The organism is Actinomadura macra NBRC 14102 (genome assembly GCF_001552215.1).
Taxonomy (GTDB): Bacteria; Actinomycetota; Actinomycetes; order Streptosporangiales; family Streptosporangiaceae; genus Spirillospora; species Spirillospora macra.
The window spans coordinates 431,883-445,106 of the sequence record NZ_BCQT01000011.1; the positions used below are offsets into that span (position 1 = coordinate 431,883).

Here is a 13,224-nt window from a genome sequence, read left to right on the forward strand (position 1 = left end):
CCCAGCCTGCGGCGGGAGGGTTCGGGAACCGTTCGGGCGGCATTACGGTGGCGGTATGCGCTTCGGGGTGCTCGGTCCGCTGGAGGTGCGGGCCGGGGACGGCGCGCCGGTCCGGGTCGCCGACCTGAAGGTGCGCATGCTGCTGGCCGACCTGCTCGCGCACGCGGGGCGGGTCGTCCCGTCCGGGCGGCTCATCGACGACCTGTGGGGTGAGGCGCTGCCCGCCGACCCGGCGGCGACGCTCCGGGCGCGCGTCTCGCAGCTCCGGCGCGCCCTGGAGGACGCCGAGCCGGGTGCCCGCGCGCTCGTGGAGTCGCACCCGCCCGGCTACCGGCTGGACGCCCGGCCCGAGGACGCGGGGCGTTTCGGTGATCTCGCGGCGCGTGCCAGGGAGACCGCCGATCCGGCGGTCCGCGCGGCCCTGCTGGACGAGGCGCTCGGGCTGTGGCGCGGGCCCGCCTACGCGGGTTTCGCCGGCGCCGCGTTCGCCGCACCGGAGGTCGCTCGCCTGGACGAACTGCGCCTCACGGCCCTGGAAGGGCGGGCCGAGGCGCGGCTGGACCTCGGTGAACACGAGTCCCTGGCCGCCGAGTTGCGCGGGCTCGTGGACGAGCATCCGCTGCGGGAACGGCTCCGCGCGGCCTACATGCGTGCCCTGTACCGGACGGGCCGCCCGGCCGAGGCCCTCGCGACCTACGACGAGCACCGCCGCCGGATTCGGGACGATCTGGGCGCCGACCCGGGCCCGGCGCTCATCGCCCTGCACCAGGCGATCCTCCGCCAGGACCCGGCCGAGGCCCGCCCAGCCCCGGCGACGAACCTGCCTGCCGAGGTGACCGGCCTGGTCGGCAGGGACGCGGCGCTGGGCGCGGTCACGGGCCTGCTGGACCGCTCGCGCCTGGTGACCCTGCACGGGCCGGGCGGCGTCGGCAAGACACGGCTCGCGGTGGCGGCGGCCAGGCTGGTTCTGGAGCGTTACCCGGACGGCGTTTGGATCGTCCCACTGGACGAGGGCGCCTCGCGTGGTGCCACCGTCGACGACCTGGCGGGGCTGGTCACGGGCGTGCTTGGGCTGCGGGACGACGCGGGGACGCAGGGGACCGCCGGTGGGCGGCTGGCGGAGGCGCTGCGCGGTAAGCGGGTCCTGCTCGTGCTGGACAACTGCGAGCACGTGGTCGAGGCGGCGGCCCGGCTGGTCGCGGCGCTGCTGCGGGACGTCCCGGACCTGCGGGTCCTCGCGACCGGCCGGGAACCGCTCGGCATCTCGGGGGAGCGGCTCTGGACCGTCCGGCCGCTGTCCGCGCCCGACGCGGCGGACCTGTTCGCGGCGCGGGCGGCGGACGCGGCGCCTGGTTTCGCGCTCGGCGCGGGCGACTCCGGCGCCGTGGCGGCGATCTGCGCACGGCTCGACGGCATCCCGCTCGCGCTGGAGTTGGCGGCCACCCGCGTCCGGGCACTGGGCGTGGACGAACTGGCGCGGCGGCTGGACGACCGGTTCCGGCTGCTGTCGGCCGGTACCCGGGACGCCCCGGCCAGGCAGCGGACGCTCCGCGCCGTCATCGACTGGAGCTGGGAGCCGCTCGACGCGACCGAGCGGGCGGTGCTGCGCCGTCTCGCGGTCCATGCGGGCGGCGCGACGCTCGACGCCGCCGCGGAGGTGGGCGGGGGCGAGATCGATGCGCTGGCGCGTCTCGTCGACCGGTCGCTGGTCGTGGTGGGCGAAGGCCCCCGCTACCGCCTCCTGGAATCGGTCGCCGCGTACTGCCTCGAACGGCTCCGCGACGCCGGCGAGTACGAGGAGACGCGGCGGCGTCACGTCCACTACTACGCGGCGCTGGCCGAACGGGTCGAACCACGCCTCCGCGGCGCGGACCAGCGCGAGGCCCTCACGCACATGCGCGCAGAGGCGAGCAACCTGCGGACGGCGCTGGACACCGCCGTCCAAAGCGGCGACGCGGACGCGGCCTTGCGGCTGGTGAACGCCATGGGCTGGTCCTGGTTCCTGTTGGGCCGCGTGAGCGAGGCCCGGCGCGCGCTGGCGCACGCCCTGGCCGTCCCAGGAGGGACGCCCGTCGCAGTGGCCAGAGCACGGACGTGGCACACCGGATTCACCATGCTCGACGGCGATGGCGCAGATCGTGACGAACGCTGTCGTGCGGCCCTCTCCGGATACGACGGGATCGACGACGCGTGGGGGAGGGCGTGGGCGGAATGGTTCCTCGGCTCCGTCCGGGCCGGGTTCGGTGACCTCCCCGAGATCGCCGGCCTCGCCGGGCAGGCGCTCGCGGGGTTCCGGTCCCTCGGCGACCGCTGGGGCGAGGCGGCGGCGCTCTCCACCCGCGCCGCGCAGGCCGTCGTCGCGGGCGACCTCGACGCGGCGGCCCGCGACGGTGATCGCGCCCTGGAGCTGTTCGGCGCGGCGGGCGACCGGTGGGGGCGCCTCCAGGCCACCGAGACGCTCGGCCTCGTCGCCGAGGTGACCGGCGACCACGCCCGTGCGGCCCGGCTGCATGAGCGCGGCCTGCGCGACGCCGAGGAACTCGGGCTGGGGGCGGCGGCGTCCGGCGCGCTGTCGCGTCTCGGCCGGATCGCGCTGCTCATGGGCGACCACGAACGCGCTGACGCCCTGCACAAGCGCGCGAGGCGGCTCGCCGTCCGCGAGTCGCACCGGCGGATGGAGCACTTCGCCGACGTCGGGCTCGCGCTCGCGGCGCGGCGGCGCGGCCGGCTGGACGAGGCGGAGGCGGCCCTGCGCGGCTGGCTGGACTGGTGCCGCGACATCGACGGCGCGCCCGGCCTGGCGTTCCTGCTGGCGGAACTGGGGTTCATCGCCGAGTTGCGCGGCGACGCCGCGGCGGCCCTCGCCCTGCACGCCGAGGGGCTGGCGGCGGCCCGCGCCACCGGCAACCCGCGTGCCGTCGCGCTGGCGCTCGAAGGCACCGCGGGCGCGCAGGCCCTCGCCGGGCGGATCGAGGAAGCCGCGCGGTCGCTGGACGCCGCGTCCGCGCGCCGCGCGTCCGCCGGGGCGCCGCTGCCCTCGGCGGAACGCGGTGACGTCGACCGGATCACCGCCCGGATCGTTCAGGCGCGGCGGGCCAGGGGCAGTGCGAGCAGCGTGACCGCGCCGGTCAGCACCAAGGCCGCCGGGTAGCCGGTCTGGGTGGCGACGAGCACGACCACGGCGTGGCCGCCCGGCAGCATCAGCCCGGCCATTCCCGCCGCCGCGACGAGCAGCCCCGGCACGAGCAGCCGCCCGGCGCCGTTGCGCGCCCGTGACCACGACCGCGAGGCGATGCCCGTCCCGGTCGACGACCGGCATCGCCGCGGGCGCCGACCTCCTTCTCCCCGCCTGACCACGCACGACGGCGGAAGTCCCCGCGTGCGATGCTGGCGGCATGGATCGTGACGTGGCGCCGGTCGGGCAGGACGGGCGGCGGCGGATCGCGCGGACGGACGTCCTGCTCGCCGATCCGCGGCTCAGCGAGGCGGCCGGGCGGCTCGGGCGAGGGGTGGTGAAGGCGGCCGTCACCGCGGCCCAGCAGCGAGCGCGGGCGGGGGAGATCCCGCCCGGCGCGGTGGCCGACTCGGCGGTGGCGGCGCTGCCGGAGACCGCGTCGGGGTTGCGGGCGGTGGTCAACGCGACCGGTGTCCTGCTGCACACCAACCTGGGGCGCGCCCCGCTGTCGGCGGCGGCGCGGGACGCGGCGCTCGTAGCCTCCGGCGCGACGGACGTGGAGCTCGACCTCGCGACCGGCGCGCGGGCGCGGCGCGGCCGGTCGGTGCTGGCGGCGCTGCTGGAGCGGGTACCGGCCGCGGAGGCGGCGCACGTCGTCAACAACGGCGCGGCGGCGCTCGTGCTGGCCGCGACGGCGCTCGCCGGCGGCCGCGAGATCATCGTCGGCCGGGGCGAGCTGGTGGAGATCGGCGACGGCTTCCGCATCCCCGAGCTGCTCGCCGCGACCGGGGCCCGGCTGCGCGAGGTCGGCACCACCAACCGGACCGCGCCCGCCGACTACGCAGCGGCGGCCGGAGACGAGACGGGCTTCGTGCTCAAGGTCCACCCGTCCAACTTCCGTATGACGGGCTTCACACGAGAGGCCGACATCGCGGAGCTGGCCGGGCTGCCGGACCTGCGGGATCGGGGTGTGCCCGTCGTCGCCGACATCGGCTCCGGCCTGCTCGCGCCGGAACCGATGCTGCCGGACGAGCCCGACGCGTCCACCAGCCTCGCGAAGGGCGCCGACCTCGTCACCGCGAGCGGCGACAAGCTCCTCGGCGGGCCGCAGTGCGGGATCATCCTCGGGCGCGCGGACCTCGTACGGCGGCTCGCGCGGCACCCGCTGGCGCGCGCGCTGCGCGTCGACAAGCTGACGCTCGCCGCGCTGGAAGCGACACTTCGCGGCCCACGCACCCCGACCAGTGAGGCCCTGCACGCAGACGTCCGGACCTTGCGCGACCGAGCGGAACGGCTCGCCGCGACGCTCCGCCAAGACGGCGTGGACGCGCGCGCGGTAGCCAGTGACGCTGCGGTTGGGGGAGGTGGTGCGCCCGGTGTCGTCCTGCCGAGCGCGGCCGTGTCGCTGCTGGAGCACTACGCCGCCCGCCTCCGGCAGGGCGCCCCCGCTGTGATGGGCCGGGTGGAGGACGGGCGGTGCCTGCTCGACCTCCGCGCGGTCCCAGGCGAGCGGGACGCCGACATCGCGGCGGCGGTGCGCGCCGTTTCACCGGCGGTGGAGGGGACCTGATGCACGTCCTCGCCACGGCCGGCCACGTCGACCACGGCAAGTCCACGCTCGTGCGGGCGTTGACCGGGATGGAACCCGACAGGCTGGAGGAGGAGCGCCGCCGCGGCCTGACGATCGAGCTCGGCTTCGCCTGGACGGCTCTCCCCGGGGCCGGCGGCGGTCCTCTCGCCTTCGTGGACGTGCCGGGGCACGAGCGGCTCGTCGGCACCATGCTCGCGGGGGTCGGCCCGGCCCCGGCGGTGCTGTTCGTCGTCGCGGCCGACCAGGGCTGGCAGCGGCAGTCGACCGAGCACCTGGAGGTGCTGGACGCGCTCGGCGTCCGGCACGGGCTGCTCGTGGTGTCGCGTGCGGACCTCGCCGAACCGGGCGCCGCCACGCACGTCCGCGCCGACGCGCTCGCCCGCCTCGCCGCCACATCCCTCGGGGACGTGGCGCACGTGACGGTGAGCGCCGCCACCGGGCAGGGCATGGCCGACCTGCGCACCGCCCTCGGACGGCTCGCCGGGGCGCTGCCCTCGCCGGACGTGGAGGCGGACGTGCGGCTGTGGGTGGACCGGGTTTTCACCGTCCAGGGCAGGGGCACCGTCGTGACCGGCACCCTCGGCGCCGGCACGATCCGCACCGGCGACCGCCTGGTGCCCGCGGCGGGCGGCGCTCCGTTCCGGGTCCGGGGCCTGCAAAGCCTCAAACGCGACCGGGACGCGGTGGGCGCCGTCGCACGCGTGGCCGTCAACCTGCACGGTGAAGCCAGGACGGACGGGATCCGCCGCGGCGACGCCCTCCTGACACCGGGGCGCTGGCTCACCGCCGACGTGATCGACGTCCGGCTGCGCGGTGACCGGGCGCACGACCTGCCGGAACAGCTGATGCTGCATGTGGGCACGGCGGCCGTGCCGGTGCGCGTCCGCCCGCTCGGCGCGGACACGGCGCGGCTGAGCTCCGAGCGCGCGCTCCCCCTGCGGGTCGGCGACGTCGCGCTGCTGCGCGACCCCGGACGGCACCGCGTCCCGGCCGGCGTCACCGTGCTGGACGTCCGGCCGGAGCGGTTCGCGCGCCGTGGCGCGGCGGCGGCGCGGGCCCGGGAGCTGGCCGCCATGACGGGCCGCCCGGACGGTGCGGACGAGCTGCGCCGCCGCGGCCTCATTCGCCGGTCGGAGCTGGTCGCGATGGGCGTTCCCGTCCCGTGCGAGCCCGTCGCGGGGGACTGGCTCGCCGACCCCGGCCACTGGGACGCGCTCCGCGCCCGTCTGGTCGCGGCCGTCGAGGAGCACGCCGCCCGCAACCCGACCGACCCGGGGCTGCCCGCCGACGCCGCCCGCCACGCGCTCGGCCTGCCCGATCGGGCGCTGGTCGAGGCCCTCGCGTCCGGTACCGCCGGCCCGCCCGCAGGATCACCGGCCGGGCGCTTCGCCGGGCTCCAGCGGCGCGGCGGCCGGATCTACGGAAGCGCCACCGCGCCCGAACTGCCGCCGCGCGTCCGGGAGGCCGTCGCCGCCGTCCGCCGTGATCTGGAGGGGGCGCCCTTCCGCGCCCCCGAGGCGGGGCGGCTCGCCGAGCTCGGCCTCACCCCGAGGCTGCTGGCCGCCGCCGCCGCCTCCGGCGCGCTGCTGCGGCTCGCCGACGGGATCGTCCTGCTGCCCGGCGACGACGCGCGGGCCGCCGCGGTGCTCGCCGGACTGGACGCGCCGTTCACGCTGAGTGACGCTCGGCGCGCGCTGGGCACCACTCGTCGCGTCGCGGTGCCGCTGATGGAGCATCTCGACGCGCGCGGGTACACCGTTCGGGTGGACGACCTCCGGCGGCGCTGCCGCGTGCACACCGAAGGGACATCATGACGACCATCGAGCGACAGAGGCTGACCCAGTACGCGCACGGCGGCGGCTGCGCCTGCAAGATCCCGCCCGGCGAGCTGGAGGAGGTGGTGAGCGGCCTCGCCGCGCTCGGATCCCCCGCGCAGAACGCCGAGCTGCTGATCGGCCTGGACACCGGCGACGACGCGGCCGTGGTCCGGCTCCCCGGCGCCGCCGACGGGATGGCGGTCGTCGCCACCGCCGACTTCTTCACCCCCGTCGTGGACGACCCGTACGACTGGGGCCGGATCGCGGCCGCGAACGCGCTGTCGGACGTGTACGCGGTCGGCGGCCGTCCGCTCGTCGCGGTGAACCTGCTGGCCTGGCCCCGCGACGTGCTCCCGTTCGAGCTGGCACGCGAGGTGCTGCGCGGCGGCCTGCACATCGCGACGGAGGCCGGCTGCCATGTCGGCGGCGGCCACAGCGTGGACGACGTGGAACCCAAGTACGGGATGGCCGTGACCGGCGTCGCCGACCCCGAACTGCTGCTCCGCAACGACCGGGGCCGCCCGGGGATGCCGCTGACGCTGACCAAGCCGCTCGGCGTCGGCGTCCTGAACAACCGGCACAAGGCGACCGGCGAGGTGTTCGAGCACGCCGTCGCCGCGATGGTCGCGCTGAACCGGGAGGCGTCCGCGGCCGCGCTCGACGCGGGTGCCGTCTGCGCCACCGACGTGACCGGGTTCGGGCTGCTCGGGCACCTGTACAAGCTGGCGCGCGCGTCCGGTGTGACCGCCGTCGTCGACGCCGCCGCCGTCCCCTACCTGGACGGCGCGCGCGAGGCCGTCGCCGCCGGGTACGTCAGCGGCGGCACCCGCCGCAACCTCGACTGGGTCGCCTCGCACACCGACTTCGGCGGCGCGGACGAGGACACCCGTCTCCTGCTCGCCGACGCCCAGACCTCCGGTGGCCTGCTCATCGCGGGTGAGATCCCCGGCGCCCCCGTCATCGGCGAGCTGGTACCCGCCGGGGAGCACGCCCTCCTCATCCGGTGAGCACCGTCATCCGGTGCGCGTCACAGCTCGGTGCCGGTCCGGTCGGTGATCCCGGCGCGGTCGCGGTACGCGCGGACGAGCGCCAGGGCCGCCGGGCCGCGCGGCCGCCGGCCCGGCCGGATGTCGCAGGCGAGCGCCTTGGCCTCCTGGATGTGGGTGTTCGGGTCCAGGGCGAGGTGCAGCAGCTCGTTTGCGGCGTCGCCGCGGCTGTAGCCGTTCGGGCCCCAGTGGTAGGGGAGGCCGATCTGGTGCAGCGTCCGGCCGTCCACGGTCAGCGGCGCCATGCGCCCGGTGACCAGCACGCGGGCCTCGATCACGCCCCGCGGAGCGATGATCGTCGCCCAGCCGCCGTGGTCGAGGCCCCGCTCGGCCGCCAGCTCCGGTGAGACCTCGCAGAAGAACTCGGGCTGCAACTCGGCCAGGTACGGCTGCCAGCGTGACATGCCGCCCGCCGTGTGATGCTCGGTCAGCCGGTACGTCGTCGCCACATACGGGAAGACGTCCGCACCGGGCGCGTCCCCGCTCGGTGCGTACCGGTTGTCGGGATGTGCGGGCGGCAGGTGCCGGACGGGGTTGCGCTGCTGCTCGTACAGCGGGTTCGTGAACGGCGACTCCTGCGGCTCGTAGTGCGCGGGGAGCGGCCCGTCCATCAGGCCCGCCGGGACGTACAGCCATGCCTTGCCGTCCGACTGCATGATGAACGGGTCGTCCCCGGCGAGCGCGTCCGGGCCCTCGGCGTCCTGCGGCGGCCTGTAGCCGGGCGGCCGGTCGGCGACGAAGTCGGGCACGTCGTGACCTGTCCACGTGCCCTTCTCGGCGTCCCACCAGACGAGCGCCTTGCCTTCGCTCCACGGTTTGCCGTCGGGGTCGGCGGACGCGCGGTTGTACAGGACACGGCGGTTCGCGGGCCACGCCCAGCCCCACTCGGGCGCCACCCAGCTCTGGTCGCGGCCGGGCTTGCGGCGAGCGGGCTGGTTGACGCCGTCGGCGTAGGCCCCGGCGTAGATCCAGCAGCCGCACGAGGTGGACCCGTCCGGTTTCAGCTCGGTGTAGGACGAGATCGGCTCCCCGCCGGCGTCATGCCCGTTGATCTCGGCGAGGACCGCCTCCGCGTCCGGCTCGTCGAGGTCGCCCTTGGTCGGGTAGTCCCAGGTCAGATCGAGGATCGGGCGGTCCATCTCGTCCGTCGAGCCGGCGAGCCGCTCCCGGATGATGCGGCCCAGGTGGTACATGAACCACAGGTCGCTGCGGGCGTCCCCCGCGGGTTCCACCGCCTGGTGGTGCCATTGGAGCATCCGCTGGGTGTTGGTGAAGCTGCCGTCCTTCTCGGTGTGCGCGGCGGCCGGCAGGAAGAACACCTCGGTGCCGATGTCCTCGGTGCGCATCTCGCCCGTCTCGATCTCCGGGCCGTCCTTCCACCAGGTCGCGGACTCGATCAGCGAGAAGTCGCGGACGACGAGCCACTCCAGGTTCGCCATCCCGAGCCGCTGGGTCTTGGCGTTGGCCGACCCGACCGCCGGATTCTCGCCCATCAGGAAGTAGCCCTTGCAGATGCCGTCGATCTGCGCCATCGCCGTCTCGTACGTGCTGTGCGAGCCGGTCAGCCGCGGCAGGTAGTCGAAACAGAAGTCGTTGTCCGGTGTCGCCGCGTCCCCCCAGTACGCCTTCAGCAGGCTGACGAAGTAGGACCGCATGTTGCCCCAGAAACCCTTGCGGGCCGCCTCCGCCCGGACGAAGGCGTCCAGATCCTCGTTGGTGTGCGCGTGCGGCATCGGGATGTAGCCGGGAAGCAGGTTGAACAGCGTCGGGATGTCGGTCGAGCCCTGGATGGACGCGTGCCCGCGCAGCGCGAGGATTCCGCCGCCCGGCCGCCCGATGTTGCCGAGCAGGGTCTGGAGGATCGCCGCCGTCCGGATGTACTGGACACCGACCGTGTGCTGCGTCCAGCCGACCGCGTAAGCGAACGCGGTCGTCCGGTCGCGACCCGAGTTCTCGGTCACCAGCTCGCACACCTGGAGGAACTGCTCACGCGAGACGCCGCAGATCCGCTCCACCATCTCCGGTGTGTACCGCTCGAAGTGCCGCTTGAGCACCTGGAACACGCACCGCGGATGCTCCAGCGACGGGTCGCGCTCCGGCTCGCCCTCGCCGATCGCCGCGCCGCCGGACCCGTGCGCCTCGCCGCGTGCGGACTCCGAGACGGCCTCGGTGCGGTCCTCGTACTCCAGGTCGCGCTCACCGGCCGCCGACTGCATCTCCATGCCCGCGTACTGCCAGGTCCGGGGGTCGTAGCTGCGCGACTCCGGGTCCAGCCCGGAGAAGACCCCGGCCAGGTCCTCGGTGTCGCGGAAGCGCTCCGAGAGGATCACCGACGCGTTGGTGTAGGAGACCACGTAGTCCCGGAAGTACTTCTCGTTCCGCAGGACGTGATTGATGATCCCGCCCAGGAACGCGATGTCACTGCCGGCGCGCAGCGGGACGTGCACGTCCGCGACCGCGCTCGTCCGGGTGAACCGCGGGTCGACGTGGACGAGCTTCGCCCCGCGCGCCTTCGCCTCCATCACCCACTGGAACCCGACCGGATGGCACTCGGCCATGTTCGAGCCCTGGATGACGATGCAGTCCGAGTTCTGCAGGTCCTGCTGGAAGGTGGTCGCGCCGCCGCGTCCGAACGAGGTTCCCAGACCGGGAACGGTGGAGGAGTGTCAAATGCGGGCCTGGTTCTCGATCTGCACCGCGCCGAGCGCGGTGAACAGCTTCTTGATCAGGTAGTTCTCCTCATTGTCGAGCGTGGCGCCACCGAGGCTCGCCAGCCCCAGCGTGCGCCGCACCCGCGTGCCGTCCTCGTCCCACTGCCAGCCGTCCCGCCGGGACGCGATCACCCGGTCGGCGATCATGTGCATGGCCGTGTCGAGGTCGAGGCGCTCCCATCGCGTCCCGTGCGGGCGCCGGTAGAGCACCCCGTACTCGCGGGCGGACCCGGTGGTCAGCTGGAGGCTCGCCGAGCCCTTCGGGCACAACCGTCCGCGGCTCACCGGGGAGTCCGGGTCGCCCTCGATCTGCGTGACCCGCCCGTCCTTGACGTACACGTCCTGCCCGCATCCGACCGCGCAGTACGGGCACACGGACTTGACGACCCGGTCGGCGGTGCTCACCCGCGCGGCGAGCCGCCCGGTGCCCGCGCTCTTGGCGGCCGCGCCGCGGCCCAGCGGGTCGCCGCCGGTGAACTGACGGTAGACGGGCCATGATCCAATCCAGCTGCGAACGCCCATGTCACCGCCTCCCACCAGGGCACCCCCGCGGATGGCCGGCCCGTACCCGACCGCGGAACCGCGAAACACCCCGCTTGCGGGATCCCGGTGACCCTGGCAGACGGCCGGGCAATGGTGCCCGCGTGCCCGGCCGTCCCGCTCGAAGGACCGCTCCCGCGCCCTACTTCGGGGGCATCAGGACGGTGTCGATGATGTAGACGGTGGCGTTGGCGGTCTGCACGTTGCCGCACACGACGCTGGCGTCGTCCCCGACCTTGAAGCTCTCGCCGGAGCCGCTGGTGGCGACCATGCCGCCCTGGAGCGTCTTGAAGCTGTTGGACGCCAGGCCGCTCGGCGCGACCCGCTGCCCGACGACGTGGTAGGTGAGGATGCTCGTCAGCGTCTTCTTGTCCGCGAGGACCTTGCTCAGGGTGGCCTTCGGGATCTTCTCGAACGCCTCGTTGGTCGGCGCGAACACGGTGACGTCCTTGGCGGAGTTGAGCGTGTCGACGAGCCCGGCCTTCTTCACCGCGGTCACCAGCGTCGACAGCGCCGGGTTGTTGGACGCGGCGGTCGCGACGGGGTCGGTGGCCATGCCGCTGAAGCTGCCCTCGCCCGAGGCCGGGACGGCCGAGCAGGCGGGGCCGAACGGCTTGTCCGTCGCCGGTGCGGCACCGGCGTTCGCGGGGGCGGCCGACGTCGGCGAGGTCTCGGCCGCGCTGTCGTCGCCGTCGCCGGAGCAGGCGGTGAGCACGGCGGTCAGGGCGGCCGCGCTCAGGACGCCGGCGGCGATGCGGTTGCGGTACATGGTGAACTCCTCTTCTGGATGAACTGTGCTGGACGGTGTGCGCGCGGTCAGGTCACGGTGACCACCACCGAATGCCAGCCGGTGGCCCCGTCCGGGAGCGGCGGGGCGCGGTCCGCGGGCTGCGTCGCGCCCGTCCCGTCGGTGGCGCGGACGCGCAAGGTGTGGGAGCCGGGGGTGGCGTCCCATTCGGCGACCCACTGCCGCCAGGTGTCCAGGCCCGGGACGGGCGCCAGCCGCGCCTGCCGCCAGGGCCCGTCGTCGACCTGCCACTCGACGGCGTCGATGCCGCGGTGCTGGGCCCACGCGGTTCCGGCGACCGCGACACGTCCGGCCCTGACGCGCGCCAGCGGCTTCGGCACGTCGATCCGCGAGAAGGTCTTGACCGGCGCCTGTTCCGCATAGCCGCGTCGCGTCCAGTACGCCCGGTCGGTGGCGAAACGGGTGACCTTGAGATCGACGACCCACTTGGTCGCAGAGACATATCCGTACAGGCCGGGGACGACCAGCCGCGCCGGGAAGCCGTGCGCGACCGGCAGCGGCTCGCCGTTCATGCCCACGGCGAGGAGGGCGTCCCGCCCGTCCAGCACCGCCGCCAGGGGAGTGGACAGCGTCATGCCGTCCGCCGACCGGGAGAGGATCTGGTCCGCTCCCGCCCGCACCCCCGCCCGGCGCAGCAGCGCCGCCAGCGAAGTGCCGAGCCAGCGGGCGTTCCCGGCCAGGTCCCCGCCGACCTGGTTGGAGACGCACGCCAGGGTGATGTCGCGCTCGACCAGCGGACGCGCCAGCAGGTCCTCGAACGTCAACTCGACCGGCCGGTCCACGATCCCGTGGATCCGCAGCGTCCAGTCACGCGGGTCGACCTGGGGCAGGGTGAGCGCGGTGTCGACGCGGTAGAAGTCCCGGTTGGACGTCCGGAACGCCGTCATTCCCGGCACCCGTACCTGTGTTCCCGCCGGTACCTGCGTTGCCGGGCTGGAGGGGGCGGGAAGCCGTACTCCCGCCCGGATCGCCGAGACGTCCTCGCGCCGCAGCAGAAGCCGTCCCACGACCCCACCGGCCACGGCCGCGCCCAGGACGCCCGCGCCGGTCACCAGCAGCCGCCGCCGTCCGCCGTCCGTGCCGCCGGCCCGGTCCGGCCGGGTGGCACGCGTCAGGCGCGTCAGCGCGGCCATTCCCGCGCCCGCACCGGCGACCGCCGGGACGGCGTCGACGAGGTCCGCTCCCGGCCGGGTCATCGCCGCGACCACGCCGACCAGCCCGAACGCCGCGATTCCGGCGAGTCCCCAGCGCGGTCGGCGCCGCGCCAGCAGCCCGACCCCGAGCGCCGCGACCGTGATCCCGACGCCGAGCCCGACGAGCAGGACGGTCTTGTCGTCGTCCCCGAACCGCCGGATCGCGACGTCCTTCAGCCACACCGGCGTCAGGTCGATGAACCCGGCCCCGACCGCGAGCAGCGGCGAGGACTCCGCTCGGCCGAGCGCGCCCGCCACCAGCTCGGCCGACCCCATCGCGGCCGCCGCCGCGAGGACGCCGCCGACCGCGGCCCATCGTCTGCTTGTCACGACCGGTGTTCGG

At 75.1% G+C, this 13,224-nt stretch carries 8 protein-coding genes; 4 read left to right on the forward strand and 4 right to left on the reverse strand.

Annotated elements, in window-relative coordinates; translation table 11 throughout:
• Window positions 1-55 precede the first annotated feature (55 nt).
• The gene (locus tag AMA02S_RS21635; protein WP_067461155.1) at window positions 56-3,151 is read left to right on the forward strand and encodes an AfsR/SARP family transcriptional regulator; all 3,096 of its coding nucleotides are present in this window, start codon (window positions 56-58) and stop codon (window positions 3,149-3,151) included.
• On the opposite strand, the gene AMA02S_RS42050 is transcribed toward AMA02S_RS21635, so the two are convergent.
• Window positions 3,082-3,357 carry a hypothetical protein gene (locus AMA02S_RS42050; RefSeq protein ID WP_157430758.1) on the reverse strand — a complete coding sequence of 92 codons (276 nt, stop codon included), beginning with the start codon at window positions 3,355-3,357 and terminating at the stop codon, window positions 3,082-3,084. The genes AMA02S_RS21635 and AMA02S_RS42050 overlap by 70 nt on opposite strands.
• A 38-nt stretch (window positions 3,358-3,395) precedes the next feature.
• Here AMA02S_RS42050 and selA point away from each other — a divergent pair, with 38 nt between their 5' ends.
• Genes selA through selD form a run of 3 tightly spaced genes read left to right on the forward strand, consistent with a single transcriptional unit; the run spans window position 3,396 to window position 7,590 of the window.
• On the forward strand, window positions 3,396-4,745 hold the full coding sequence (selA, locus tag AMA02S_RS21640; RefSeq protein WP_067461156.1) for an L-seryl-tRNA(Sec) selenium transferase: 1,350 nt from the start codon (window positions 3,396-3,398) through the stop codon (window positions 4,743-4,745).
• Entirely contained in the window at window positions 4,745-6,580 is a 1,836-nt protein-coding gene (locus AMA02S_RS21645) for a selenocysteine-specific translation elongation factor (protein ID WP_067461157.1), read from the forward strand. The genes selA and AMA02S_RS21645 overlap by 1 nt, the downstream gene beginning before the upstream one ends.
• Window positions 6,577-7,590, forward strand: coding sequence for a selenide, water dikinase SelD (selD, locus tag AMA02S_RS21650; protein ID WP_067461158.1), 1,014 nt, complete (start codon window positions 6,577-6,579; stop codon window positions 7,588-7,590). The genes AMA02S_RS21645 and selD overlap by 4 nt, the downstream gene beginning before the upstream one ends.
• A gap of 20 nt (window positions 7,591-7,610) precedes the next feature.
• On the opposite strand, the gene fdh is transcribed toward selD, so the two are convergent.
• The 3 genes from fdh to AMA02S_RS21670 all read right to left on the reverse strand — a co-directional run bounded on the left by fdh (window position 7,611) and on the right by AMA02S_RS21670 (window position 13,211).
• Window positions 7,611-10,862, reverse strand: a complete 3,252-nt coding sequence (gene fdh, locus AMA02S_RS21655) for a formate dehydrogenase (protein WP_169806871.1) — start codon at window positions 10,860-10,862, stop codon at window positions 7,611-7,613.
• Window positions 10,863-11,022: 160 nt separating this feature from the next.
• The gene (locus tag AMA02S_RS21665; protein ID WP_067461160.1) at window positions 11,023-11,649 is read right to left on the reverse strand and encodes a fasciclin domain-containing protein; all 627 of its coding nucleotides are present in this window, start codon (window positions 11,647-11,649) and stop codon (window positions 11,023-11,025) included.
• A gap of 47 nt (window positions 11,650-11,696) precedes the next feature.
• A complete protein-coding gene (locus tag AMA02S_RS21670; protein ID WP_369688399.1) occupies window positions 11,697-13,211 on the reverse strand; it encodes a molybdopterin-dependent oxidoreductase in 1,515 nt (504 codons plus the stop codon).
• Window positions 13,212-13,224 lie beyond the last annotated feature (13 nt).